23 protein-coding genes are annotated in these 26,485 nt (G+C 62.0%); 10 read left to right on the top strand and 13 right to left on the bottom strand.

Features of this window, described 5'->3' with window-relative positions; all coding sequences use genetic code 11:
• Positions 1 to 55: 55 nt before the first annotated feature.
• Positions 56 to 3,274: a bifunctional cytochrome P450/NADPH--P450 reductase gene (locus ACFWXH_RS11515; protein WP_379120244.1), complete on the bottom strand. Its 3,219-nt coding sequence runs from the start codon at positions 3,272 to 3,274 to the stop codon at positions 56 to 58.
• A 351-nt stretch (positions 3,275 to 3,625) separates the two neighbouring features.
• On the opposite strand from ACFWXH_RS11515, the gene rirA reads away from it, so the two are divergent.
• Positions 3,626 to 4,084: an iron-responsive transcriptional regulator RirA gene (gene rirA / locus ACFWXH_RS11510; protein ID WP_054311194.1), complete on the top strand. Its 459-nt coding sequence runs from the start codon at positions 3,626 to 3,628 to the stop codon at positions 4,082 to 4,084.
• Between the two features lie 14 nt (positions 4,085 to 4,098).
• On the opposite strand, the gene ACFWXH_RS11505 is transcribed toward rirA, so the two are convergent.
• Genes ACFWXH_RS11505 through hemP form a run of 5 tightly spaced genes read right to left on the bottom strand, consistent with a single transcriptional unit; the run spans position 4,099 to position 8,191 of the window.
• Positions 4,099 to 4,890: a heme ABC transporter ATP-binding protein gene (locus ACFWXH_RS11505; protein WP_379120241.1), complete on the bottom strand. Its 792-nt coding sequence runs from the start codon at positions 4,888 to 4,890 to the stop codon at positions 4,099 to 4,101.
• Between the two features lie 7 nt (positions 4,891 to 4,897).
• The gene (locus ACFWXH_RS11500; protein WP_379120239.1) at positions 4,898 to 5,998 is read right to left on the bottom strand and encodes a FecCD family ABC transporter permease; all 1,101 of its coding nucleotides are present in this window, start codon (positions 5,996 to 5,998) and stop codon (positions 4,898 to 4,900) included.
• A gap of 12 nt (positions 5,999 to 6,010) precedes the next feature.
• Complete coding sequence (locus tag ACFWXH_RS11495; RefSeq protein ID WP_379120922.1) at positions 6,011 to 6,871, bottom strand: hemin ABC transporter substrate-binding protein; 861 nt, start codon at positions 6,869 to 6,871, stop codon at positions 6,011 to 6,013.
• A gap of 29 nt (positions 6,872 to 6,900) precedes the next feature.
• A complete protein-coding gene (locus tag ACFWXH_RS11490; protein ID WP_379120237.1) occupies positions 6,901 to 7,959 on the bottom strand; it encodes a hemin-degrading factor in 1,059 nt (352 codons plus the stop codon).
• A 22-nt stretch (positions 7,960 to 7,981) separates the two neighbouring features.
• Positions 7,982 to 8,191 carry a hemin uptake protein HemP gene (hemP, locus tag ACFWXH_RS11485; protein WP_054311199.1) on the bottom strand — a complete coding sequence of 70 codons (210 nt, stop codon included), beginning with the start codon at positions 8,189 to 8,191 and terminating at the stop codon, positions 7,982 to 7,984.
• Between the two features lie 199 nt (positions 8,192 to 8,390).
• Between hemP and ACFWXH_RS11480 the strand changes: the two genes are divergently transcribed.
• The 4 genes from ACFWXH_RS11480 to ACFWXH_RS11465 are packed head-to-tail and all read left to right on the top strand — an operon-like array spanning position 8,391 to position 12,560.
• A complete protein-coding gene (locus tag ACFWXH_RS11480) occupies positions 8,391 to 10,613 on the top strand; it encodes a TonB-dependent hemoglobin/transferrin/lactoferrin family receptor (protein ID WP_379120235.1) in 2,223 nt (740 codons plus the stop codon).
• A 2-nt stretch (positions 10,614 to 10,615) separates the two neighbouring features.
• Complete coding sequence (locus tag ACFWXH_RS11475; protein WP_379120233.1) at positions 10,616 to 11,044, top strand: hypothetical protein; 429 nt, start codon at positions 10,616 to 10,618, stop codon at positions 11,042 to 11,044.
• A gap of 28 nt (positions 11,045 to 11,072) precedes the next feature.
• Entirely contained in the window at positions 11,073 to 12,215 is a 1,143-nt protein-coding gene (locus ACFWXH_RS11470; RefSeq protein ID WP_379120231.1) for an energy transducer TonB, read from the top strand.
• 30 nt (positions 12,216 to 12,245) lie between these two features.
• The gene (locus ACFWXH_RS11465; RefSeq protein ID WP_054311203.1) at positions 12,246 to 12,560 is read left to right on the top strand and encodes an antibiotic biosynthesis monooxygenase; all 315 of its coding nucleotides are present in this window, start codon (positions 12,246 to 12,248) and stop codon (positions 12,558 to 12,560) included.
• 54 nt (positions 12,561 to 12,614) lie between these two features.
• On the opposite strand, the gene ACFWXH_RS11460 is transcribed toward ACFWXH_RS11465, so the two are convergent.
• Together ACFWXH_RS11460 and putA are read right to left on the bottom strand one after the other, a co-directional pair.
• Entirely contained in the window at positions 12,615 to 13,163 is a 549-nt protein-coding gene (locus ACFWXH_RS11460; protein ID WP_379120920.1) for an O-acetyl-ADP-ribose deacetylase, read from the bottom strand.
• Entirely contained in the window at positions 13,138 to 16,749 is a 3,612-nt protein-coding gene (gene putA, locus ACFWXH_RS11455; protein ID WP_379120228.1) for a bifunctional proline dehydrogenase/L-glutamate gamma-semialdehyde dehydrogenase PutA, read from the bottom strand. The genes ACFWXH_RS11460 and putA overlap by 26 nt, the downstream gene beginning before the upstream one ends.
• Positions 16,750 to 16,918: 169 nt before the next feature.
• On the opposite strand from putA, the gene ACFWXH_RS11450 reads away from it, so the two are divergent.
• Positions 16,919 to 17,368, top strand: coding sequence for an Lrp/AsnC family transcriptional regulator (locus tag ACFWXH_RS11450; RefSeq protein ID WP_379120918.1), 450 nt, complete (start codon positions 16,919 to 16,921; stop codon positions 17,366 to 17,368).
• 23 nt (positions 17,369 to 17,391) lie between these two features.
• Here the strand turns inward: ACFWXH_RS11450 and ACFWXH_RS11445 are convergent, their stop codons facing one another.
• Complete coding sequence (locus ACFWXH_RS11445; RefSeq protein WP_379120226.1) at positions 17,392 to 18,564, bottom strand: cytochrome-c peroxidase; 1,173 nt, start codon at positions 18,562 to 18,564, stop codon at positions 17,392 to 17,394.
• A gap of 134 nt (positions 18,565 to 18,698) precedes the next feature.
• The gene (locus tag ACFWXH_RS11440; RefSeq protein WP_379120224.1) at positions 18,699 to 19,148 is read right to left on the bottom strand and encodes a FixH family protein; all 450 of its coding nucleotides are present in this window, start codon (positions 19,146 to 19,148) and stop codon (positions 18,699 to 18,701) included.
• Positions 19,149 to 19,299: 151 nt separating this feature from the next.
• Here ACFWXH_RS11440 and ACFWXH_RS11435 point away from each other — a divergent pair, with 151 nt between their 5' ends.
• A complete protein-coding gene (locus ACFWXH_RS11435; RefSeq protein WP_379120222.1) occupies positions 19,300 to 20,217 on the top strand; it encodes a sugar kinase in 918 nt (305 codons plus the stop codon).
• Between the two features lie 22 nt (positions 20,218 to 20,239).
• On the opposite strand, the gene ACFWXH_RS11430 is transcribed toward ACFWXH_RS11435, so the two are convergent.
• The 3 genes from ACFWXH_RS11430 to ACFWXH_RS11420 all read right to left on the bottom strand — a co-directional run bounded on the left by ACFWXH_RS11430 (position 20,240) and on the right by ACFWXH_RS11420 (position 23,867).
• Positions 20,240 to 21,253, bottom strand: a complete 1,014-nt coding sequence (locus ACFWXH_RS11430) for an aldose epimerase family protein (protein ID WP_379120220.1) — start codon at positions 21,251 to 21,253, stop codon at positions 20,240 to 20,242.
• 45 nt (positions 21,254 to 21,298) lie between these two features.
• Complete coding sequence (locus ACFWXH_RS11425; RefSeq protein ID WP_054307984.1) at positions 21,299 to 22,756, bottom strand: NAD-dependent succinate-semialdehyde dehydrogenase; 1,458 nt, start codon at positions 22,754 to 22,756, stop codon at positions 21,299 to 21,301.
• A 160-nt stretch (positions 22,757 to 22,916) separates the two neighbouring features.
• Entirely contained in the window at positions 22,917 to 23,867 is a 951-nt protein-coding gene (locus ACFWXH_RS11420; protein WP_379120218.1) for an AEC family transporter, read from the bottom strand.
• A 168-nt stretch (positions 23,868 to 24,035) separates the two neighbouring features.
• On the opposite strand from ACFWXH_RS11420, the gene ACFWXH_RS11415 reads away from it, so the two are divergent.
• From ACFWXH_RS11415 to ACFWXH_RS11405, 3 genes are all read left to right on the top strand, one after another.
• Complete coding sequence (locus ACFWXH_RS11415) at positions 24,036 to 24,587, top strand: histidine phosphatase family protein (protein ID WP_054308418.1); 552 nt, start codon at positions 24,036 to 24,038, stop codon at positions 24,585 to 24,587.
• A gap of 279 nt (positions 24,588 to 24,866) precedes the next feature.
• Complete coding sequence (locus ACFWXH_RS11410) at positions 24,867 to 25,151, top strand: acyl carrier protein (protein WP_054307986.1); 285 nt, start codon at positions 24,867 to 24,869, stop codon at positions 25,149 to 25,151.
• Positions 25,152 to 25,215: 64 nt separating this feature from the next.
• A complete protein-coding gene (locus tag ACFWXH_RS11405) occupies positions 25,216 to 26,403 on the top strand; it encodes a beta-ketoacyl-ACP synthase (protein ID WP_379120216.1) in 1,188 nt (395 codons plus the stop codon).
• The last annotated feature ends 82 nt before the right edge of the window (positions 26,404 to 26,485 follow it).

Raw genomic sequence — 26,485 nt, 5'->3', positions numbered from 1 at the left:
CAAGATCACCCAACGTAACGTTTACGTCAAAGTAAGTTTGTCGCAGGTAGTCGTCTCAACTCCCGGCCCAGACGTCCAGCACGTAGCGGTTTTCCTTGGCGAGCCGTTCGATCCAGGCATCGCCGGCCTGCGGGTCAGTGTCGGTCTCCTCCGCATAGAGACGCGTCAGCGCGCGTTTCACATCCGGTTCCATCCGGCTGCCGTCACCGCAGACATAGATATGCGCGCCGGCCTCGATCAGTTGCCAGATGGAAGCGCCGTTCTTGCGAATGAGGTCCTGCACATAGGTCCGCTCGCCATTTTGCCGGGAGAAAGCGACATGAAGCTCGACCAAGCCAGCGGAAGCCATCGCTTCCAGTTCCTCGCGGTAGAGGAAATCCTGGTCGGGATGGCGGCAGCCGAAGAACAACATCGCTGGCCCGAGTGTCGCGCCGGCATTTGCCAAGGCTGCCCGCTCCTGCAGGAAGGCGCGGAACGGTGCCAACCCCGTGCCTGGCCCGACCATGATTATCGGCCGCGCGGGGTTGTCGGGAAGGCGGAAACCCGCCTTTGTCGCGCGCGTCGTCGCATGGATGATGGTCCCCTCGCCTGCCCGAGCCAAATGGTTGGAGCAGGCGCCACGATAGATGCCGCTGCCCGACCGCGCCGGTTCATCGACGACACCGACGGTGATCGAGCAATGTCCGGCTTTCGAGGATGGGGAAGATGAAATCGAATAATAGCGTGGCGCCAGCAGCGGCAACATTTCCAGATACTGCCCAAAGGACAATTCGCAGGCCGGAAACTGTTCCAGGAGGTCCAGCACGGATCTACGCCTGGCGAACACTTCAGCCTTGTAAGAATCGACGCCATCCTTGGCCTGGGCGACCAGTGCTTCCAGCTGCGGTTTGGTGAATGGGCAGCGGGTTGCTGCAGCCATCGCGTGGATCTGCTTGCGCGTGGCGACGGCCTGCAGTTCGACATAGTCGGAGAGGATGCGGCGCACCGGAACCGGGCCGTCTGCCGGAAACGGTGCCTGCCGTCCACCCGTGGTTTTCAACCTCACCTGCGCGTCCGGCCCGAAGCCGAAACGCTTTTCGACCCGTTCGACCAAGGCGGGGTCGTTGACAGGCACGACACACAGATGATCGCCGGCGTGATAGCCGACATTTTCAGGCAGCATCACCTCGACGTGACGGGTCGAGCGGCCTGAGCTGGGCGATTGCAGTTCGCGGTTGGCGACGACCCCCATTGCCACTGCGCCGGACTGATATATGACTGGATTGACCGGCTGACCGGTAACAACCTCGACTTCGTAAAGCGGCTCGGCCTCCGCCTGTTCCGAAAAATCGATGTCCAGTCCCAGAGCCTCGCCCACGGATGGGAAAAGGCCCTTGAACCAGTCCTGGAACTGACCGTCGAGATCCTCGCGCGCGTCGCCCTCACCACGCTGCGTGATGCGCTTGCCGCCAAGTGCTTCGAGCCGCTCGTCGATGCGCCGGGGCGTCGCCTGAAAAGTGGAAGCCCAGTCGCGGTTGCCGCAACCAAACACCAGATAGTTGACGCCCTTGGCGGCTCCCGGATCGGCTTTCTCCAGCCAATCCATGAACTTCGTCGCATTATCGGGCGGCGCGCCGTTGTAGGATGCGCTGGCGATCACCACCGCCCCTTTGGTCGGCAGACTGCCGACCCTGGCGTCGAGCTCGTCCATCGTCACGTCAAACCCGTTCAATTCGCCCGTCTGAGCGATCGCGCGGGCAAGATCCTCCGTCGTGCCAAGGTTTGAGCCGTAAAGCACGGCGAGCGGCGTGCCATGCTTTGGCCGTCTGGCGACCTGTGGCGCCGATTGCGCGACTGCCTGATCGCTCAATGTCGCGCCCGGCACCATCGAACCTCGTGTCCGGCCCGGACGAGGCTTCACCCTCATGCGGAAGCCGTCGGGCTTGATCGACATCGTCTCCTTGATGCGCAGCTGGTACTTCTGGTGATCGAACAGCTGGAAACGCTGCAGGATCATCCCGATCACCAGCGTCGCCTCCTGCATGGCGAACTGGCGACCGATGCAGGCGCGCTGGCCATTGCCCCACGGTTTGAAGGCATGGGCAGGCCGGGAAGCCTCCGCCTCGCGCGTAAAATTGTCGGGGTCGAAACGCTCGGGGTCCGCGCCCCAGATGGACGGGTCGCGGTGCAGCATCAGCGTCAGGAGCGTGGTGAAGGTGTTCTTCTTCACCTTGTATTGGTTGCCGAGCAACTCGTCATCGTAGGGATAAAGGCCGATCGCCGGTGCGGTCGGCCACAGTCTCAGCGACTCGTTAAGCACCTGCTGCACATAAGTGAGATGGCTGACCTGGCTGATGGTCGGCATGACGCCGATGTCGCTGCCAAGCACACGGTCGACTTCTTCGTAGGCCTTTTCCAGCACATCCGGGTTGTTGAGCAGGAAGTAGAGCGTGAAAGACATCAGCCCCGATGTCGTCTCGTGACCGGCAATCAGGAAAGTGATGATCTGGTAACGGATGTTTTCGTCGGACAGGCTTTCGCCGGTTGCCTTGTCGACCCCGGCCAGCATGAAGTTGAGAAGGTCCTTCTGTGCCTGGTCACCGCCGCCACGGCGCCGCTCGCGCACGATGTCGTCGACCAGCTTCGACATGAAGGCGACATCGGTCTTGAGCTGATCGAGCCGCTTACGCAGGATCACTTTTTCGAACGGCAGCCCGCGCTGCACCATGCAGGTTTCAAGTGTGTGCGTCAGCGCGTCGATGAAAGGGTGATAGTCGCGCCGGTAGAAGGAGTTGAAGCGGTAATCGAAACCGCAGACCCCGATCGTATCGAGCGCAAGTGCCGTCATGTCGTGCACGACGTCGATGTCGTCGTCGACGTTGAGACGCTCCCACTTCATGCAGAGCTGACTGGCAATGTCCTGCATCAGCGGCAGATAGCCGGCCATGGCGCGCTGGGCGAAGGTAGGCAGCAGGATGTTGTGAGCCTTTGTCCAATTGTCTTCCTGGGTGTAGGCGGTGAAGAGCCCGTCGCCGGCCGCGGACCGGACGCGCCGCAACGAGCCTCGCACCGCCTTGTCGAAACGGCTTTCGTCGCAGATTTCCTCGACCAGCGAAGCGCCCGACACCACCACCATCGGCGTGCCCATCATGTCGAGGCGGAAAATTGGTCCCAGCTCACGCGCAAGCTGCATCAGGCTTTGGAGGGGCGTCTCGGTGTCCACCGTCAGCATATTGCCGACGATCGGCTTTTTGGGCGGACCAGGGATCCTGCCGAACCCGGTGTCCTGCGCCATGCGCGCCCTCCCTCAGACTTCCTTCCGGTTCTGTTCCCTAGAGCGTTTCCGTTTTTCACGGAAACGCGGAAACGCTCTAACCATTTGTTTTTACACAATTCCTGGCGGAAAACCGTTACACACTTTTCCTAGAATTGCCCTAGCCGGAATAATCGTGAGTTTCAGCGGAAACGCAAGGAGACGCGGCCTCTTGGCCCTTTGCCGGGTAGGTGACGCAACGGAAGCGTCGCGAGCTTGACGTTTTCCTTCAAAAAGTTGACGGAAAATGTCATATATACGGAAGTCCAGTCTAGAATTATTCCAGACTATGCGCCATATTCGCGCGAACACGTGCTTTGCGAAGGAGCGACCATGCGGCTCACGCGTCAAACCAACTATGCCATGCGGATCCTGATGTATTGTGCGGCCAATGACGACCGCCTCAGCCGCATTCCCGAAATCGCCGCCGCCTATACGGTGTCGGAACTGTTCCTGTTCAAGATCCTGCAGCCGCTGGTCGAACATGGGCTGGTAGAAACCGTACGCGGCCGCAACGGCGGCGTCAGACTGGGCAAACCAGCCGCCGAGATCACCTTGTTCGATGTCGTGCGCATCACCGAAGAGAGTTTCGCCATGGCGGAATGCTTCGAGGCCGATGCCGATTGCCCGCTGATCGACAGCTGCGCGCTGAATTCGGCACTGCGCGAAGCGCTCAACGCCTTTTTCGAGGTGCTCGGCCGCTACACGATCGCTGATCTGGTCGCCGCCCGTCCGAATGTGCGTTCGCTGCTTGGCATCGATCTTCTGGAACGCCGCGCCCCGGCTGCCTGAGCCAAAGGCGAGACTTAAAGAGCAACGGATTGCGGCAGCACGAACGGCACGTCGCCGGTCGGCAGCACCCCGACGCGCATGCGGCAGTCGAATACCTTTTCGATAAGACTGTCACTGAGCACTGCAGCCGGCGTGCCGGCTGCAGCCAGCGAACCACGATGCATGACGAAGATGCGATCGGCGTACATCGCCGTCAGGTTGAGATCGTGCAGGATGGTGACGACCCCGCCACCCCGTTTCGCGAAATCGCGGGCAATATCCATGATGATGAGCTGATGCTTGACGTCCAGGCTCGATACCGGCTCATCGAGGAACAGGTAGCGCGGCCTGCCGTCCAGCACCGGCGCCCAGACCTGACAAAGCACACGAGCCAATTGCACACGCTGCTGCTCGCCGCCTGAGAGTTCCTGATAGAATCGTCCCGCGAAACCATCCAGATCGACCTTGGCCAGCGCGCGCTCCGGCAGACGCTCGTTTTCGCCAGCCAACACGCCGGATCGGCCACCGATCAGTCCAAGCCGAACGATTTCCTGGACCGTGAAGGGAAAGGCGAGCGACGTTGCCTGCGGCAGGACGGCCCGCATCCCTGCGGCTTCAACCGGACGCATCGCCGACACTTCGCGGTCATTGATGACAACCGAGCCATCATAGCCGAGGTCTCCCGACAAGGCCTTGAGGAAGGTCGTCTTGCCGGAGCCGTTCGGGCCGACGATGGCCGCGATCTCACCCGGATGCGCTTCGAAATCGATGCCGGAGACGATGCGCTTTCCGGCAAGTTTCACTGAAACATCATGGGCTTCGATCATGGGTGGCTCACAGGTCGATGACGCCGCGCTTGCGCAGCAGTATCCACAGGAAGAACGGACCGCCAACCGTGGCGGTGATGATACCGATCGGAAGTTCGGCCGGCGCAACGATGGTGCGCGAGACGGTGTCGGCCAGGATGAGCAGCGTAGCGCCAAGCAGCGCCGAGGCCGGCAACAGGTAGCGGTTGTCCGGACCAATGGTGAGCCGCAGCAAATGCGGCACCACGATGCCGACAAAGCCGATGCCGCCGCTGACAGCGACCGAAGCGCCAACAGCCGCCGAAACGCCGGCGATGGCGACATATTTCAGTTTCTGCACCTGAATGCCGAGATGCCCCGCCGTCGCCTCGCCGAGCGACAGCGCATTGAGTCCGCGTGCGAAGAACGGCATGGCGACCAGCGCAATCAGCATGATCGGCCCGGCGGTGCCGATCTTGGTCCAGGTCGCGCCGGCCAGCGAGCCGAGCTGCCAGAAGGTGAGATCACGCAGTTGGCGGTCGTCGGCCATGTAGATCAGCACGCCGGTGAGTGCCATGGCCAGCGCCGACAGTGCAATGCCGGCCAGCAGCATGGTCGCCACCGAGGTACGCCCTTGGCGCGTCGCGACCTGGTAGAGGATCAGCGTCGTGACCAGACCGCCGATGAAGGCCGCGAGCGGCAATGCCATAGACCCCAGAAGCGTCGTGAAAGGCGCCAGCGCGGTGCCGCCCAGGACGATGACCGATACCGCGCCGAGCCCCGCACCCGCCGAGACGCCGACAATGCCGGGATCGGCCAGCGGGTTGCGGAACAGACCTTGCATGACAGCACCTGATACGGCGAGTGCCGCTCCGATCAGCGCGCCCAGGACGACACGCGGCAAACGGATATCATAGATGATGATGCGGTCGCGGGCGCTCAGCACGCCCTCAGCATCGGAACTGGAGAACCAGTCGCGCAGGGCGTCGAAAGCCGAAGCGTCCGAGGCGCCGGCGGTAAGGCTGAACAGCGCAACAGCTGCAAGCAATATCGCCAGCAGTACGATGGCAAGACGCGCACGCGCTGAGCGATCGCCAGCTGCCTTGCGCGCCATCAAGCCGGACGAGCCGGCAATGGAGTGATCAACCATGGCACTCGTCGCTCAATCGGCGATCTTGTTGCCGTAGAAAGCTGCGGCGAGATCGTGGATTGCATAGGCGGTGCGTGGGCCGAATCCGAGCAGATAGGCGCCGTTCATGCGGATCACCTTCTTTTCCTTGCCGGCCGGCGTCTCGGCGATCGCCGGATTGGCAAACAGCACCTCGTCCGAAACCGGCGGTCCGGCATGCGTCATCATCAAAATGACGTCCGGCGCGGCTGTCACCACCGCTTCGTCGGCAAGCTGCTTGTAGCCCGGCACTTCGGCAGCAACGTTGATGGCGCCTGCCATCTTGATGATGCCATCCGCAGCCGTGTTGGAACCGGCTGCGAGGATCTTGCCGTTCTGCATCGACAGAACGAACAGCACCCGCTTCCGGTCCTTGACGTCTGCAGTCTGCTTTTCTGCGGCCTTCAGCTTGGTATCCAGTTCGGCGGCCAGTTTCTCCGCCTTGGCATCAGCACCCAGAGCCTTGCCGACGATACGGATCTTTTCCAGCACGCCGGCGTGATCGTAGGTCTCGGGCACTTCGATGAAGGGCACGCTGCTCTTTTTCAGAACATCGATCGCATCCTTCGGCCCGCTGCCTTTGAGCGCCAGAATTCCGGTTGGATTGACAGAAAGCACACCTTCCGGCGACAGCGCGCGCATGTAGCCGACATCCGGCAGTTTCAAGGCTGCTTCGGGATAGACACTGGTGGAATCACGGGCGGCGAGCTTACCTTCCTCGCCCAGCGCATAGACGATCTCGGTGACGGCGCCACCGACAGCGACGATACGCTTGGTGTCGGTGAACACGGCGCCGTTCTCGCTCGCCACGGCGGCGAGCGACATAGCCGATAGTGCGGTGCCGAAAACGGCCATCCGCACCATCTTCTTCATCGCGCCACGCATCACGCGGCGCTCTGTTCTGCCAGGCGCGGCAAGCCTTCCGCCAGCGAACGCCAGTCGGCGCGCTCGACTTCGCCTTCATGGCGCTTGCCGAAGAACTGGATGATCATCTTGCCGTCGGCACCATAGGCCTCAAGCGAAGTGACATGGCCGTCTTTGGTCGGCTTGCGCACGACCCAGGCTTCGGCGATGTGATCGGCACGCAGATGCAGATGGAAGGTCTCGTCGAATACATTGATCCAAGGCCCCATCGGGCTAACCGACTTGACCGGACCGGAATGGATCTGGATGCAGCCGCGGTTGCCGACAAAACACATGATCGGCTGACCGCTTGCAGACGCGCCCTGGAACATCGCCATCACAGCGGATGGATCAAGTTTCCAGGCATAGTCCTGGCCGATCATCCGCACCGCCTGCTGACGGCTGAGCTTCAGCGTACGCAGCATGCCAAAGAACTGATGCGTGTCCGTCAGCTTGCTCCAGCGTTCACGCAGGTCATCGATCGTCTGCGGCGTCAGTTCGCCCGGCATATCGTCCTCGGCGACGGCGCCTAGGACAACCGTCGGCTCCTGGTTCGATGAAACGAGCTGATCGACCAGCTTCTGATAAGCGTAGAGATTGGATGCGGGCCGCAGATGCACCTTGTGCACGGCGTCACCTGCGGCGTCGAAGAATTGCAGACTACGACGGATTTCGTCACCGTCGCGCTTTTCGACGGCGAAACCATGTGCCCACACCTTCGGGAAGATACGGAGATCGATGTTCTCGCCCAAAGCCATCGCCGTATGTTCACCGGTGACGACCTTGTCGTAGACGCCGATCTTTTCATGGACCGCGCTTTCATTGCGGGTCAGCGCCATCACCTCGCCGACCGGCTCGAGACCAGTCAGCAGGTCGTTGACGCGTGGCTCGACGCGCGTCACCCCTTCGCCGCAATGCGCGGCCACAAGCTCGGCTTCCGAAATGCCGAGCTGTGCGGCGAGATCGCGCTCGCGCATCTTGGGGTTTTCCGCTCGCGTCCGCCGAATTTCGTGCGGGGCTGGCTTTACGCGCTGGTCCATTTCCGTCCCTACCCTTGGTGCCTTACTTGTTGAGGATGAGCTTGCCCTGGCGGGTGATCTTGAGCCGGTAGAGCGCACCGTGGTGCTCGATGCCGATCTCGTGCTCACCCTGGAAAAGCGAATTGCTGGTGAGCGTCCTCACCGAAAGCGGCATCCGTTCGACGCGCAATTGCGCCTGCGCTTCTGGCCGACGGTAGCGGAAACGGAAGTCGTCAGGGTTGTGCGTGTTCATGTTGGTCCACTCCTGATCTCGCCGGGGCGCACCCGGCTTCCTGCGAAAGGCCGATTCATTTGTTGACTTGAATACTCATGTTTACTAGTCAGTGCAATACCGGACTAGATGAGTCAACATTTAACACACCGGCCGAACGAAAAAGATGCGAGCCAGCCCCACGGCGAGCCAGCATGCAGACAGGAATTTGGAGTTGGAGATGGGCGTGGGGACGAAGGAGCGGTCTGAACAGGCCGGGGATTTTTATGGCGTGGGTGGGACCGTCGCCAAAACACTTGCAGTGCTGACAGCCAGCGCTGCCGTCACGGCGTTGCTATCGGGTGCATCACTGGCTCAGGAGACTGCCAAACCGGCAGCTCAAGCCGGGGCGCAGAACGGTCAGCCAGCGGAGGCGGCCAAGGCTGACACCCAGGGAAGCACCCTGCTCGACAAGATCATGCTGATCAGCCGCACCGGCGAGAGCGCCATCAAGGCACTCGCTTCGGTCAGCCATATCGACCAGGAGCAGCTCGAGCGCCGCATGGCGACGACCCCCAACGAGATGCTGCGCGGCGTGCCAGGCGTCACGGTGCAGGCCGATGCCCGCCGCACCGCCTCCTCCATCAACATCCGTGGCCTCCAGGATTTCGGCCGCGTCGCCGTCATCGTCGATGGCGCCCGCCAGAACTTCCAGCGTTCCGACCACGGCACGCAGTCGACCTTCTATATCGATCCTGAACTGATCAAATCGGTCGACGTCATCCGCGGGCCCGTAGCCAACACCTATGGTTCAGGCGCCATCGGTGGCGTCGTCATGTTCGACACAAAGGACGCCGAAGATTTCCTGAAACCCGGTGAAACCTGGGCAACCTCCCTTTCAGGTCGCTACGAGACCAACGGCAAGGGTTGGACTACCAGCGCGACCGGTGCCTACAAATTCAACGACAATTTCGATGTGCTCGGCAACATCGTCTATCGCGACTACGGCGACTACAAGGACGGCGATGGCAACAAGGTTGGCGGCAGCGGCTTCGACGTGCTCAGTGGCATGTTGAAGAGCACCATCCGCCCGACCGAAAATTCGACGTTGAAACTTGGCTGGATCGGCAACAGCGAGAGCTGGAACGAGATCAGTGGCGGCAAGCCTGCCTACGATCTGGACATGAAGCAGAACACCTTTACCGGCCGCTACAACCTGACTGACGAGGACAAGAGCTGGCTCGATCTGAACGTCAATCTTTCCTACAACAAGGCTACGCTCGACCAGACCAGCCTGATCCCGCTCGGTGGCCGTTTCGATCCGATCACGGGCCGGCCGGTCACGCTGCCGGCCGGTTCCAAGACCACCTATGATATCGGCACCTTCGGCATCGACGTCTGGAACACCTCGCGCTTCGAGACATCCGGCATCAATCACGAACTGACCTATGGCGGTGACTGGGTATCGGATGATGTCGAGACCACCGGTCTTGCAGCGGGTGACGCCTTCTATACGCCAGGCGGCAAGCGCAATGTCGGCGGCGCTCACATCCAGGACAAGCTGACCTGGGAGTGGCTCGAAGTCATTGCCGGCCTGCGCTATGACAGCTACAGCCTGAAGGGTTCAACTTCCGAGACCTCCGGCGACCGCGTATCGCCGCGCATCACTGTCGGCGTCTCGCCCTTTGAAGCGCCGGGCCTGAGCGGATTGCAACTCTACACGACCTATGCAGAGGGCTACCGCTCGCCGTCGCTCACCGAAACCTTCATCAGCGGCCTGCATCCGGCCGGCGTCTCCTTCCCGTTCCTGCCCAACCCGAACCTGAAGCCCGAAACCGGCAAGACCTGGGAAGCCGGCCTGAACTACACTGCCGACGGCATCTTCCAGCCGGATGATGCGCTGCGCATCAAGGCCGCCTACTTCAACAACGATGTCACCGATTACATTTCCGGCGTGCAGCTGTCGGCATTCGATCCGACCAGCGGCTGCCGCCGCGGCGGCATGATCCCGATCTGCTACCAGTACCAGAATTTCGCCAAGGCCAAGATCAACGGCTTCGAGTTCGAAAGCGTCTATGATGCAGCCTGGGGTTTTGCCGGCCTGTCCGCCTCGATCATCGACGGTCACACCGTCTCCTACAAAGGCGTGCGTGCAGACCTGACCACTGTTCCCTCAGCGCAAGTGGCGGCCCAGCTCGGCTTCCGCTTCTTCGAGGACAGGCTGACCGTCGGCGGCGAGGTCCAGTACAATGGCAAGCCGGAAGGCAATGCTGCGGCCCGCGACTACACGCTGGTCAATGCCTTTGCCTCCTACAAGGCCAATGACAATCTCAAAGTCGACTTCCGCGTCGACAACATCTTCGACGTCAAATACGCCAACCCGCTCAATGCCACGACCACTTCGACTATCTACGAACCCGGCGTGACGTTCAAACTTGGCGCAACCATGCGTTTCGGAGGCTGACCATGAAAGCGAAGTCGTTTGTCCTGTTTGCCGCCCTCGCCGCCTTCCCTGCCGGCGTGAGCTCCGCATTTGCACAGCAGGCGACTTCGCTTTCGCTGGAATTGAATGGCGCGCAGCCCTCCGACAAGGGCTGCCGACTGACCTTCGTCGTTGCAAACAATCTCGGCGCGGATCTTACCAAGGCTGCCTTTGAGATCGCCCTGTTCAATGAAGCCGGCGTCGTCGACCGCATGACCGTGCTCGACTTCAAGGAACTGTCGGCCGGCAAGACGAAGGTGACGCGTTTCGATCTTTCGGGTACGACTTGCTCCAAGATCAGCCGCGTGCTGGTCAACAGCGCTACGGAATGCGTGGGTCAGGGCGTCGAGCCCGCCGCATGCATGCGCGACCTCAAGACCAGCAGCAAGGCGGGCATCACCTTCGGGGTCTGAGTTTCCGTCATGAACAGGAACTTGTGCCTTGGATCCGCAACCGGCTTCTTCGAACAGCGTACCGTTCCAGCCGTTTGGCGAGACGGATGCTGTGCAACCGAAAGATCCACGGATCGTCATTCCCGGCGACGTTCTGCAGCCGGATCCTCCCGAAACCGCCATCTTCGATGACATTGCTGATGCCGAGGTCGAGCCGGCTTCCGCGGAGCCAGGTCATGCGAACGAAGCCGGCGGCTCGAAATGGACTCTGGCTTTCATCGCCTCGCTTCTCTTCCACGCAGCAGTCGCAGCCATGCTGATTCTGGCGCCCGAAAGCATCCTGCCACCGCGTCAAATGACAGACATCAAGGGGGCAAAAACGGCCAATCCGCTCCTGTTTGGCAATGACGAAGCCGACGCTACCACTGCCGCTCAGCAACCGGAGGTGACGGACGTTACCGTCGTGCCAGAAAGCGAATTGTTGCCGCCTCGACAGGCACAACCTGCCCCCTCGCCTCCGGTTCAACCAGTTCAGCCACCTGAGGAACGAACTCAACCAACCAAAGGACAGGAGCAGCAGCCGGCCGAACCTTCCCCTGACGTCCTGGTCAACCCGCAGGCGACTGAGGAAAAAGATGGCATCGCAACCTTGGAGGGTCGACCAACCGCCAAGCTCGAAATATTGCGACCGGTGATGCCAGAACCGAGCGAAGCCGAACGGCGACTGGCCGAGCAGCAGCAGCCTGCACCCGAAACACCGGCTGGAGAACCGCAGCCAGTTCAATCAGCGACCGATCCCGGAGATCAAGCCGAAGCGGATACTCTGCGCGGTACGAACGAAGGTCAGGTAGACGGCGACAGTACGGTCTCCGGCATTGACACCAACGAGATGGAAGCGGGCAACGCGGTGGCTTCCAACTATCGTGGTTTAGTGCAGAAAAAACTGAGTCGCGCCAGCCGGCGGGTCTCGCGATCAGCCCAGGCAAAAGCGACAGACAACGCAATCGTCAGCTTTGTCACCACCGCCAATGGCGGCGTGATGGACGTAAGGCTGGTCCGAAGCTCGGGCTCGTCCGAGCTCGATAAATTCGCTGTGGCGCTGGTCAAGAGCGTCGCACCCTACCCCGCGATCCCGCCAGAAACTGGCCGGAAAACTTGGCCTTTCACCGTCCAGGTCGGCCCATTCCTCTAAGTTTTCACCCCACGTCCAGAAAGGAACACCATGTACATCGCCATGAACCGCTTCAAGGTACAGAACGGCTCGGAAGAGGCCTTCGAGGACGTTTGGAAAAATCGTGATTCCTCGCTGTCGGAGATGGCCGGTTTCAAGGAATTCCACCTGTTGCGTGGCCCGGTCAACGAGGCAGAAGGCTACACGCTGTTCGCATCGCACACGATCTGGGCAAGCCACGACGATTTTGTCGCCTGGACCAAGTCGGAGAACTTCCGTGCCGCGCACAAGAATGCCGGCACCAGCAAAGTCCACTATCTCGGTCACCCGCAATTCGAAGGTTTTTCGGTCGTCGAAGGCGCCTGAACCGGTCGAGCACGACCCTCCCATCCTGAGGGGGCCGTGCCCCGATCGGATTGATCAATCCTGTCTCAAGGCAGTAATGGCGGCGCGATGCAGCGCCGCCGTTTCTTCGTCGAAACAGACGAAGGTGACGTCTATCAGCGTCGGATCTTGATCGAGAAAGTCTGCCACCGTGCTCACCGCAATCCGCGCGGCATGGTCCTTCGGATAGCGGTAGATACCGGTCGAAACCGCCGGGAAAGCGATCGTCCGACAATCATTTGCGACGGCCAGTTCAAGCGACTTGCGATAACAGGAAGCAAGCATTTCCGGCTCGCTCTTTTCGCCGCCCTGCCAAACCGGCCCCACCGTGTGGATGACATGTCGGGCTGGCAGCCGATAGCCCTTGGTGATCTTCGCCTGCCCGATCTTGCAGCCATTGAGGCTGCGGCATTCCTCAACCAAGTCAGGGCCAGCCGCACGGTGGATCGCGCCATCCACGCCGCCTCCGCCCAGGAGCGACGTGTTGGCAGCATTGACGATCGCATCCACCGCAAGCCTGGTGATGTCCCCCATCATCACCCGCATGCCCATGGCAACCTCACGCGGCCGCCAGCAAGCTGGCATTGCCGCCAGCAGCGGTGGTGTCGACACAGACCGCGCGCTCATGCGCGTACGCCGCCGGATAGATCACCTCGCTCACTAGCGGCACGATCGGCCCACCGCGACCTGCCATGGCTCCACGCAGGGCGCGGGTATCGTCGGCAGCGCCGGAAAAGGCGACAACGTCGAGCGGCAGCACGCCGATGGCGCCGGGATCCACGCGAGCATCGAGGGCGGCGATCGGCAGGCCCTTGCCCGTCAGTGTAGACAGGACGGCTGGCGCACCGGGCGCAACCGCCAGAACGGCATTGCCGGCGGCCAGCGCCTGCACCGCCTGCGCCGTCAGCGTCTCGGCATCCGGCCCGAGCGCCAGCACGCGACCGCGCGGCGTCAGCGACAGCGTGTTGGCTTCGCCCGTGGGTCCAGGCAGATCGACCTGACCGAATTCGAGCCCGGCTGCGGCACCGATGGCATCCGCCGCCTTGCCGCGCAGGTGCTTGCGCAGGATGGCGATACGATCCAGCCGCGTCGACCAGCCGCCGAGCGAGGGATCCGGCATGTTGTCGGCAAGTTCCCTGGCTGTGGCCGAACGCCCTTCGCCTAGAGCCGTGCCCGCCTCCGGCCCCTTGCGGAAACGGCGCAGATAATGCGGTCCGCCGGCCTTGGGGCCGGTGCCGGACAGCCCCTCGCCACCAAACGGCTGCGAACCGACCACGGCGCCGATCTGGTTGCGGTTCACATAGATGTTCCCGGCATGGATGCCATCGACGAAATGCTGCGCGCGACCATCGATGCGGGTGTGCAGGCCGAAGGTCAGCCCATAGCCCTTGCGGTTGATTGCGGCGATGACGGCATCGATCTCGTCGGCGTCGAAGGTCGCGACATGCAGTACCGGACCGAATACCTCGCGCTCCATCTCCTCGATGCCTTTGACCCGGAACACCGAAGGCGCTACGAACCGGCCGTCTCCAGGCACCTTCAGTTGCGCGACCGTACGCCCTTCGCCAGCCATCCTGGCGCTGTAGTCCCTGATCGACTTCTGCGCCTCATCGTCGATGACAGGACCGACATCGGTCGAGATCTGCCACGGGTCGCCGATGTTGAGCGCATCCATCGCACCCTTCAGCATCTCCAGTGTCTTGGCCTCCACATCCTTCTGGACATAGAGCACACGCAGCGCCGAACAACGCTGGCCGGCGCTCTGGAAGGAGGAAGCCAGCACATCGCGGATCGCCTGTTCGGGCAGCGCGGTGGAATCGACGATCATGGCGTTCAGGCCGCCGGTCTCGGCAATCAGCATGGCATCGGGCGCCGCCGTCTTCGCCAGTTGCCGCTCGATCAGCTTGGCGACTTCCGTCGAGCCGGTGAAGCAGACGCCCGCAATGCGCGGGTCGGCGGTCAACGGTGCGCCGACATTGGGACCGTCACCCGGCAACAATTGGATCACGTCTTCCGGCACGCCCGCCTCGCGCAGCAGTTCGACCGCACGATAGGCGATCAACGGTGTCTGCTCGGCTGGCTTGGCGATCACCGAATTGCCGGTCACAAGTGCCGCGGCGACCTGGCCGGTGAAAATGGCGAGCGGGAAATTCCACGGCGAGATGCAGACGATGGCGCCGCGTGCCTGCGTACCGGTCTCTGCTTGAGCTGCCTGCACTGCGTAATAGCGCAGGAAATCGACCGCTTCGCGCACTTCGGCAACGCCGTCGGCCAGCGTCTTGCCGGCCTCGCGAGTGGCAAGCGCGAAGAACTCGACAGCGTGCTTCTCATAAAGATCAGCGGCGCGGGAGATGATAGCGGCGCGTTCGCCGACCGGCCGTTTCGCCCAGGCAGGTTGTGCCTCGACTGCGAAACGCACCGCTGTCGACACCTGCTTCGCCGCTGTCTCGACGACCGTTCCCACGATTTCGGATGGCCGTGCCGGATTGACCACCGGCCGCTCCTGGCCATAGCCGGCGGCGCGAGTGATCGGCTTTGCGGTCCACCGGTTGATACCGGCAAAAGCAGCCTTGGCTTTGTCGATCTCGGTCAAAGTCACCGTGTCGGTGATGTCCCAGCCTTTCGCGTTGCGCCGACCGGCACCAAAGATTTCGGCGGGTTTCGCGATGTTCGGATTGGCGGCCAAACCTTGCGTTTCGATGGCTTCGAGCGGATCGCGCGCAATCTCTTCCGGCGCCACGTCCTCGTCGGTCAACTGATGAACGAATGAGGAATTGGCGCCGTTTTCCAGGAGACGCCGCACCAGATAGGCAAGCAGATCCGAATGCGCGCCGACCGGTGCGTAGATCCGGCAACGCGTGGCTTCCGCCTTGCGGATGGTCTCGTGCAACTGTTCGCCCATACCGTGCAGGCGCTGGAACTCGAAGCTGTCCCGATCCGAGGCCATCGACAGGATTGCCGCGGCCGTATGTGCGTTGTGCGTAGCAAATTGCGGATAGATGCGGTCGGTCATTCCAAGCAGCTTGCGCGCGCAAGCGAGATACGACACATCGGTATTCACCTTGCGCGTGAACACCGGATACCCGGTGAGGCCGAGCGTCTGCGCGCGCTTGATCTCGGTGTCCCAATAGGCGCCCTTGACCAGTCGCACCATGATCTTCCGATCGAGCTTGGTTGCCAGTGCATGCAGCCAGTCGATGGTGAAGGCCGCGCGCGGACCGTAAGCCTGAACGACGATGCCGAACCCATTCCAGTCGGCAAGTTCCGGATCGGCCAGCACGCGCTCGATGACATCGAGCGAAAGATCAAGCCGATCAGCCTCTTCGGCGTCGATGTTCAGGCCCATGCGCGCCGTGCGCGCAGCGCGCGCCAGCGACAATAGCCGATCGGCCATCACCGGCAGCATGGCCTCCTTCTGCGCAACCTCATAGCGCGGATGCAGCGCCGAGAGTTTCACCGAGATGCCATGGTTCAGGCGGATGTCGTCGCCCTTTGCGCCGGACGCCAGTGAGGCGATGGCGTCGGCATAGGCCTTCAAATAGCGCAGCGCGTCATGTTCGGTGCGAGCCGCCTCGCCCAGCATGTCGAAGGAATAGAGATAGCCTTTCTGCGTCATCGACTTGCCGCGTTTGACCGCCTCTGCAATGGTACGCCCAAGCACGAATTGTTCGCCCATTTCACGCATCGCTGCCGCCACAGCCTTGCGGATCACCGGTTCGCCCAGCCGCCGTACCATGGAACGCAGCGTGCCTTCGATGCCACCCTCGCCTTCATCCAACACACGGCCGGTCAGCATCAGCGCCCAGGTCGAAGCGTTGACGAAGATCGAGGAGGACGAGCCGGAATGCGATGACCAATCGTGCGGGGCGATCTTGTCTGCGATCAGATCGTCCATCGTCTCGGCATCCGGAACGCGCAGCAGCGCTTCCGCCAGACACATCAGCGCGACGCCCTCCTTGGTCGAAAGCCCGTAGGCCGACAAGAAAACTTCCATCAGGCGTGGATCGGACGAACCACGCACGGCGCGCACCAGATCGGCAGCGCGCCTGGAGATTGCCTTGCGCTCGTCAACGGACAGTCCTGCGGCCATAGCCAGCCGTTTCACGGCCTCACCTTCATCGGGGAGATAATTGGCACGGATCTGCTGACGGATGGTGGAGAGCGCGGGCATGGCGATCCTTTGAAGCGCAAGTTGAAGGATCCGGTGAGCGAGCTACCGGACTGGATGACGAAAAATTAGCACGAAGCCCCACTTTCGTCGGTCCAAAGAATTGGCAAATTCAGGTCATTCAGGCTATCAATCACTGATATGATATAGAAATCGGACTACATAATTGACAATTGAAGACCAACTAGACCGCCTCGACCGGAACATCATGTCCGCACTGGCCAGGAACGGCCGGCAGTCCATGTCGGAACTGGCGGCAAAGGTCGGGCTCTCCAAGACACCGGTGCAGGCGCGCGTCAAACGGCTGGAGAAAGATGGCTTCATCAAAGGTTATGCCGCCATCATCGACCGGGAGCGCATGGGCGAAGGTCATGTCGCCTTCGTACAGGTGAAGCTATCTGACACGCGCTCCAGCGCTCTTGATGCTTTCAACCGCGCTGTCCAGGCCGTTCCCGAGATAGAGCAATGCCACATGATGGCGGCGAGCTTCGACTACCTGCTCAAGGTGCGCACCCGCGATATCGCCGCCTATCGACGCATTCTCGGCGAGCGCATTTCATCACTGCCGCATGTCGCGCAGACATCGACCTTCGTGGCGATGGAAACGGTGAAGGACCGCTAGCCGCGACCGAGCAGCGCGTGCGCTCAAGGCGAAAGCGTCTTCAGGAACGCCACGAGCGCCGCGCGCTCTCGCTCGGAAAGCCGCAGCGGATGCACTTCCGAAACGCCTTCGACACTGGACGGCGCCTTGGCATAGTGCGCCACCACCTCCTCAAGCGAGCCGAATTGGCCGGCATGCATATAGGGCGGTCGCCCTGCGACAGCGCGCAGCGACGGCGTCTTGTACGCCCTGATCAGTTCCGGCTTGTCGCGGACCATGAACTTCAACTCGCCGCAGGCTTCCGGTCCACCGTCACGATAGGCACCGAGGCAATTGAACGGATCGGCATCGACCTGGGCAACCGCATCGACGCGGCCGCGGTCCGGCGGCAAGTCCGCCACCGGCGGTACGCCGGTGTTGTGGAAAGCGTGGTCGGTAAACAGCGGGCCATTGTGGCAGGTCGAGCAACTCGCCTTGCCTATGAACAGTTTCAGGCCCTGGATTTCCTCCGGCGAGAAGACAGCGTCATCCTGCGGCTCCCCACCCGCGGCAAGCGCTGCCGCGAAACGGTCGAACCGCGCTTCCTTGGGGTTGATGGAGCGCTGAAAGGCAGCCAGTGCCTTGCCGATATTGGCGAAAACGCGGTTGATGTCGTCATGTTGCGCGCCGCTCATCCCGTTCCAGGCCGATTGTTCCGTTGCGGAACCAAGCGGGCTGGCATTGGCCGGCACAGTAGAAAAATCGGGCAGCGGCCCGAAGATGCGCTCGTAGCGTTCACCAAACCGTGCCTTGACGTAGCGCGCATAGGCGGTGCGGTTGCCAGCCTGCTCGAGCGGGTTTTCCAGCGGCACCAGCGCCTGCGCCCACAGGCTGTCGCGGCGGCCATCCCAGAAAAGCCAAGGGCTGTAGGCGACACCGGCAAGCGGCTGGGTACGCCGGTTCGTACGCGCCACGCCCACTCCCTGCGGCAGACCGTCCTGAAATTGCTGGCCGATCTGGTGGCAGGTGGAACAGGCAACCGTACCGTTCCGACTCAGCGTGAAGTCGAAAAACAGGGTCGCGCCCAACGCCGCCGCGCCGGGATCGTCGGCATAACGGTTGGTGGTGTCGGGTTTGAGTGGCGGCAAGGCGTTCAGCGCCAGGCTGGCGATGGTCCTTTTTTCGGCCTCGGAAAATTGCGGCCTCTCGCAACCGGCAACAAGAACTGCCAGCAACAAGATAAGGGCAATGCCTGGAGCGTTTCCGTTTTTCACGGAAACGCGGAAACGCTCTAATCTTTTGTTTTTACGCAATTCCGAACGAAAAACCGTTACACACTTTTCCTGGAATTGCGCTGGAAAGCGTCTCATGCTCACAACACGATGTTGAACACCACCGTATCGGATCCGGTCGGTGCCGAAATGCCCAGTTTCAGCTGCCACCAGCCGCTCATCGAGAACTTCACGCCGGAAATCCGGTAACGGCCCTCGCCCAGATAGTCCGTCATCTTTGGACTGGTCGGCAAGCCATGCGCATGCTGCGGCATGCCGCCGGAAACCTCGATCGTCGCATTCTCCACCGGCTTGCCTGTGGCGGTTTTCAGCGTCAGCACCCAGTCTTGCAGTTCGTTCTGCTTCGCCGTCCCGTCTTGCGGCACGAAGGTTGCAACGAACATACCCTTCTCGCTGCCGCGTGTCTGGCCGGTTTCCGGCGCCGCTGCAGGCGGCGTATTCGGCGCGGTCATGTAAACCACCGCAAGAACGCCGAGCACGACCGCGATCAGTCCTATGCCCGCAACCAGATAACGCCAGAACGGTGCCAATGAAGCCCCACATCATGCCAGTGAACGCTGAACATCGGGCCTAGCATCCCGCCCGCTTGTGGGAAAGTGCGGCGATGGTGCAATCGGCAGGAAGCAGGCATGGCGCACGGTTCGACAAAAAGCTACAGCGGATCGCACAGGGAGACGGACAATGTCGGCAAAGGGTGTCGCCGCGATCGGCGAATGCATGTTGGAACTATCAGGCCAGAACGGGCCGGACTGGCGGCTGGGTTTTGCCGGCGACACATTCAACACGCTATGGGCGCTGACAGCGCTTACCAGCGGCTCGGCAACCTATGTCTCCGCTTTTGGCGACGATCCTTTCTCCCAGCGCCAGATCGAGTTCTTCTCGGAGAATGGTATCGGCATCGGCGCGAGCCCGGTCATCGCAGGTGCACGCCCGGGCCTGTACGCCATCACGCTCGAAGGCGCCGAGCGATCCTTCACCTACTGGCGTTCCGATTCGGCAGCGCGCCAGCTGGCTTCGGACCAAAGCGCCCTGGAGAAGAACCTGAAAAATCAGTCGCTTGTCTATTTTTCCGGCATCACTTTGGCAATTCTTGATCCGGACGCACGCAAGGCTTTGCTCAAAGCCATTTCCAGCGCCCGCGCAGCCGGAAGCCGGATAGCCTTCGATCCCAACTATCGGCCGCGCCTGTGGCCGGACCGCGAAACCGCACAGACGGCAATCGCCGATGCGCTTGCCGTCAGCGACATCGCCTTGCCGACCTTTCCCGACGAACAGATGCTGCACGGCGACCGCACGCCGGACGAGACTGCCGGGCGGATAGGCCATTCGGTACACGAAGTGGTCGTCAAGAACGGTGAGCTGCCGGCACTCGTCGTCGCTGGAACGGATCGGCAAGAGGTTGCCGCCGTCCATGTCGCCAAACCCGTCGACACGACGGGCGCCGGCGATTCCTTCAACGGCGGCTATCTCGCCGCCCGCCTGGCGGGCTTCGCGCCCGCCGACGCCGCGCGCCGCGCCCACCGTGTCGCCTCCACCGTCGTGCAGGTGCGAGGCGCGCTCGCCCCGTTCGAAATGCTGCGGAAAGCGTTCGGCGAATAAGCCCCGGGGCCAGAAAGAACTTCTAGCCCAACCGGAACCGGTATTCCGTCACATGATGATAGGTTTCGCCCGGCAACAGGGTCGCAGACGGAAAATAGGAACGGTTGGGAGCATCGGGCCAGACTTGTGTTTCAAGGCATAGGCCCGAAAAGCGCCGGTAGCCGAGCCCGCCAAGGCCCGGTGTCGATGGCGCGATATAACCACCGCCGTAAAGCTGGACGCCTGGTTCCGATGTCCACACCTCCATCTCCACACCGGAGGTGGCGCCCTGTACCCAAGCTGCCTGCCGCATGGGTCCACGTACCGAAGCCAGACAGAAATTGTGGTCGTAGACGAACTGCTCGCCCTCGCTGCGCAGTTCACGCGCCTGACGGAAATCGAGCGGCGTACCGTCAACCGGCTGCACGACGCCGGTCGGGATCATTTCGGCATCGACCGGCAGATAAGCACCGGCCGGGATCATCACGCGGTGATCCAGCACGTCACCAGCGCCGCCATCGTCGAGGTTGAAATAGGAATGCTGGGTGAGATTGCACACGGTGGCCTCATCAGCCGTGGCTGTGAACTCCACGCTGAGCGTGCCAGGAATTTTCAGCCGGTAGGTGCAGGTCACGTCGAGCGCGCCGGGAAAGCCCATCGATCCGCCGGGATCGTGCAGGCTGAGCGTCACGAAATCGCGCCCATGCAGGGAAACCTCCCAGGCACGACCAGCATAGCCGCCTGTGCCGCCATGCAACGCATGCTTGCCCAGGAAATTGCGATCGATCTGGTGGCGCTGGCCAGCCAGTGTGAATCGGCCGTCACGGATGCGGTTGGCGAAACGCCCCACGACCGCGCCGAAATAGAGGCTGTCGTTTTCATAGGCTTCGAACCGGTCGAAACCCAGCACCAGCGGCGCATCATGGCCAATGAGGCGCAAGTCCTGGATGACCCCGCCCCAATTGAGGATGTTGGCCGAGAGCCCGCCGCCACGAATTGTGAAGCGGCGGATCGCCTCGCCCGCTTGCGTCGTCCCGAAGAGCTCGCCGTCTTTCATGCAGCTAGCGCGGGTCGGCTTGTCACCAAGCGACCCGCATACCGATCAGAGGCCGAGACCGCCGATGCAGACATATTTGGTATCGAGATAGTCCTCGATGCCCTGATGCCCGCCTTCCTTGCCGAGGCCGGATTCCTTGACGCCACCGAACGGTGCTTCCGGCGTCGTGATCAGGCCTTCGTTCACGCCGACCATGCCGTATTTCAGCCCTTCCATGACGCGGAAGGCACGACCGAGATCACCCGTATAGAAGTAGCAGGCCAGACCGAACTCGGTGTCATTGGCCAGCGCAACCGCCTCTTCTTCGGTCTTGAACTTGAAGACCGGCGCGACAGGCCCGAAAATCTCTTCCTTCATGAACATCATGTCGGGAGTAGCACCGCTGATCACAGTCGGCTCGAAGAACGAGCCGCCGAGCGCATGAGGCTTGCCGCCGGTTTCGACCTTGCCGCCCTTGGCCTTGGCATCAGCCACGAATTCCGCAGTCTTCAACGCTGCCTTTTCATCGATCAGCGGTCCCTGCTGCACGCCCTCCTCGAGGCCTGAACCAACCTTCAGCTTGGCAGTCGCCGCGGTGAGCCTTTCGACGAACTTGTCGTAGATGCCTGCCTGGACGAAGAAGCGGTTGGTGCAGACGCAGGTCTGACCGGAATTACGGAACTTCGCGGTGATCGCGCCTTCGACCGCACGGTCGAGATCGGCGTCGTCGAAGACGATGAACGGCGCATTGCCGCCGAGTTCCATCGAGACCTTCTTGACCGTCTTGGCCGACTTCTCGATCAGCATCTTGCCGACCGGGGTCGAGCCGGTGAAGGTGATCTTCTTGACCAGCGGGTTGAAGCAGAGCTCGTCGCCGATCTCGCCCGCGGCACCGGTTACGATATTGACCACGCCCTTCGGGAAGCCGACTTCCTCTGCCAGCGCGCCCCAGGCCAGCGCCGAGTAAGGCGTCTGCGTGGCAGGCTTGACGACGGCCGTGCAGCCGGCGGCCAGTGCCGGGCCGAGCTTGCGAGCCAGCATGGAAGACGGGAAGTTCCAGGGCGTAATGGCTGCGACAACGCCGACCGCCTCCTTGGTCACCATGATGCGGCGGTCGGCCCAGGGCGACGGCACGACATCGCCGTAGGTACGGCGGCCTTCCTCGGCGAACCACAGCACATAGGCGGCCGAAGAACCGACCTCACCGCGCGCCTCGAACAGCGATTTGCCCTGCTCGGTGGTCAGCAGCTCGGCCAGTGCATCCTGATTATCCATGATGGCATCATGCAGCTTGCGCAGAAGCTTCGAGCGCTCGAGCGCCGAGGTCTTGCGCCAGGTGAGGAAAGCGGCATGCGCGGCCTCGATAGCACGGCGGGTCTCGGCGGCACCTGCCTTCGGCACCGTGCCGATCTTCAGGCCATTGGCCGGATTGGTGACGTCGATGGTTTGACCGGAATCGGCCTGCACCCATTCGCCATTGATGAGATTGGCCTGCCGCATGAAATGGCTGGTTTTCTGAAGCATGATCTAGCCTCCCTTCGGCCGCTTGTGGACCGGTGATGAACAGGTCGATGGGTGTTTTCGGCGCCGCTGACGCAACTGGACCACCGCTCTTACTCCAGGGCCGGCCCAACGATCAATCGCCATAGCTGAAACTAAGCACTGGGCCAGCGTAAATCCAGCCCTAACCAAATACTTGAGCGGTGACCGCCAACCAGAACGATGTGGTGACGACTGCGCTGGCGGTGGCGAGCGTCATCTGGTTGGAAGCGAGCCCCTGCCCCGTGTCGAACTGCACCGCGATCAAATAGGAATTGATACCGGAGGGAAGCGCCGCCACCAGCACGGCAACTTGAGCGGTCAATGGTGGCAGACCGGCGAGCCACACCAAGACAAGCGTGATCGCCGGCATCACGAACAGCTTTAGCATCGAAAGAGCGACCGCTGGGCCGATATGGCCGGTAATGCCGAAACGATTGAGCCCGAGCCCCATGGCAAACAGGGCCACAGGGGCCGCGGTTCCGCCCAGCGCCTCGGCCAGCCGCGACACCAGTCCGGGCAGCGGAACGCCGGTCAGTCGCCAGGCAAGGCCCGCAAGGATGCCGACGATGAGCGGATTGATCAGCAGCTTCTGCAAGAAACGGCGCAGCATACGCAAAGGATGCACGCCCTTGCCACCGCTTTGGCCGAACAGCTCAAAAAGCACGATCGAGGCCATCATCATGATGGGAAGGTGCACCGACACCAGCAGCGACAGCACCTCGAACCCTCGCTGGCCATAGATGCCGAGGATGAACGGCACGCCGAGCAGCACGACATTCGAATAGGCTGCGGAGATACCGCCAACGATGCCTGTGCGGCTATCGCGGCCGAACAGGCGCGTCGTGACCAGATGGCCGGCTACCCAGGTCAGCGCCACGGCAGAAAAGTAGGTCGCCCACAAAAGCCAGGGCGCGGAACCGTGGAAATCGGATTTTACCATGGTCTGAAAGAGCAGAAGCGGCATGGCGATACCGATGGCGAATTCAGCCACACCTTCCGCACTTTGCGCCTTGAGATAGCCGGAGAGCCCAGCCAGATAGCCCAGCGCCACAAGGCCGAAGACGAACAGAACAGTTTCGGTAAGCGGCGACATTGGATTCCTCGATGGCCGACTGATAGGAGAGCCGCGCCGGCCGCGCAACCGCAAGATCCTCGCCTTCGATGCTGGCAGCCAGCAAACCATGCCGGCTTGCCTTCCTGAAAACTTTGCGGTCCCTATATGACCCATACCGGCGTCGATGGGACGACGGAAAGGTCCGTCATGCTTCGCGTCGCCCTTGTCCTTTTGCTGTGCTTGTCGCCGGTCTCAGCCTACGCGACCGACGCCGGCTGGGCGCTGCTCAGGGCCGGTGGTCATGTCGTCCTGCTGCGTCACGCCATGGTGACCGGCAATGGCGACCCGGCAGGTTTCGACGTCGGCAAATGCGCGACACAACAGAAGCTGTCGGATCGCGGCAAGCAGCAGGCGCGCAAGATCGGCGCGCTGTTCGCTGCGCGCGCCGCCCCTATCGACCGGGTGCTGTCCAGCCGCTATTGCCGCGCGCTCGACACCGCCGGCATCGCCTTCGAGGACAACAAGGCCGAGCAATTCGAGCCGCTCGATCTTTTGTCGAAGGATCCGGCGGCGGCCGCGGTGCAGAACGCCGCTGTGATCAAGGAAGTGGAGAGCTTCACCGGCGACGGAAACCTCGTCCTGGTCACCCATCTTGAAAACATCCAGGCGCTGACCGGCGCCGGTGCCCGCGAGGGGGAGGCGGTGATCGTCGGCCTCGACAACGAGAAGCTGCGCGTGCTCGGCCGCATCATCTTTTGATGATCGCCAAATCCTGAACCTCTGCCACCACCACGGCAAGAAGCACGATTTTGGCTACCGCCCCCTTCGCCCGGGAGAAAGACTACCGAAGTACTCCGGCGGCCTTTTATTAGCCTGGAACCTGCTTGCCTTCCCTTACGACACTCGTCGCCGATATACTTGTGCAAATGCGTTTCTTGACATCTGCGTGGCACATTCGCCCTTTTCCTGCCATGCAAAACGGATTAGAGAGCGCGACAACCTCCAATACTGAATCCGCTTCGCTCGAAGGAATTGCCCGTGTCCACGACATTTGAAAAAGTTGCCAAAATCATTGCCGACACGAGCGAAATCGACATCGACACCATTACGCCTGAGAGCCACACCATCGACGATCTCGGCATCGACAGCCTCGACTTTCTCGATATCGTGTTCGCCATCGACAAGGAATTCGGCATCAAGGTTCCGCTTGAGAAGTGGACCCAGGAAGTCAATGACGGCAAGGCTTCGACCGACGAATATTTCGTCATGAAGAACCTTTGCGCGAAGATCGACGCGCTGGTCGCCGCCAAGAGCGCAGCCTGATAATCGGCAGGCCGGCGCACCGGCTGCCCTTGACGGGCGACGCGCGCTGACCCACAAACCGCCCATGACATCCCACGACGTCGTCATCACCGGCATCGGCCTCGTCTCCTCCTTGGGAGAAGGCCCTGACGCACACTGGCAGAAATTGACGGCCACGGGCACCAAGCCCGTGCTCGATGCAGAGCGCTTCGCTCCATACACCGTCCATCCCCTGCCCGAGATCGACTGGAACCTGCAGATCGCCAAGCGTGGCGATCAGCGCCAGATGGAAACATGGCAGCGGCTCGGGACCTATACGGCTGGCCTTGCTCTGGATGACGCCGGGATCAAGACCGATGAGGCTTTGTGCTCCACCATGGACATGGTGGTGGCCGCCGGTGGCGGCGAGCGCGATGTGGCGGTGGACAACACGATCCTCGCCGCATCTGAAAGCCGACCGGACTTCGACGTCCTGCTCAACGAGAAGCTGACCACCGAACTCAGGCCAACGCTGTTTCTGGCGCAGCTTTCCAATCTGCTCGCCGGCAACATCTCGATCGTGCATAAGGTCACCGGTTCCTCGCGTACCTTTATGGGCGAGGAAGGCGCAGGTGTCGCCGCCGTCGAGACGGCCGCCGCCCGCGTCCGCTCCGGCCAGTCGACGCACATGCTGGTGGGCGGTGCCTTCCAGACCGAACATCCCGACATGCTGCTCGGTTATGAACTTGGCGCCTATCTGCATAGAGGAGCCTGGAAGCCGGTCTGGCAACGTGCCGGTTCGGAAGGTGGCGGCGTCGTTTCCGGCTCCGGCGGCGCGTTCCTGGTTCTGGAAAGCCGCGAGCACGCCGAAAAGCGCAACGCCCGCGTCTATGCTGAGCTCGGTCCGGTCCGCTCCGGACGCGCGCGGCGCAAGCGCGGCGAATTGGGCTCGACCATCGAAACGCTGCTCAAGGCGGCGAACCTGCCGCAAAGCCAAGTCCTCGCGCTTTCGGGCGCTTCCGGTGGCCATGCCGCCACGTCGGCCGAGAAGGCGGCGATCGATGCGCATGCCGGCCTGACCGCGCGCGGCTTCGGTACGCTGACCGGCCATATGAAGGAAGCGCAGTTCCCCTTCGCGGTGGCGCTCGCCGCACTGGCCGTCCACAACAAGGCGCCCTATCCCGTCTTTGATGCGGCATCGGAGCGCAATTTCAACGGAATTCCTGAGCAGGTACTGGCAACGGCGGTCGGCTATCACCAATTCGAGGGCCTGGCGCTGGTCAGCGCCGCTTGAGCGGAGCCCACCGGTCGCACAACGGCAAGGTGGATCGCGCCGCCGCAAGGCAACTAGGGCGTTTCCGTTCTTAACGGAAACG

The organism is Mesorhizobium sp. NPDC059054, assembly GCF_042739215.1.
Lineage (GTDB): Bacteria > Pseudomonadota > Alphaproteobacteria > Rhizobiales > Rhizobiaceae > Mesorhizobium.
The sequence above is the reverse complement of the archived record's forward strand: the minus strand, read 5'-3'. Positions and strand labels throughout refer to the sequence as shown.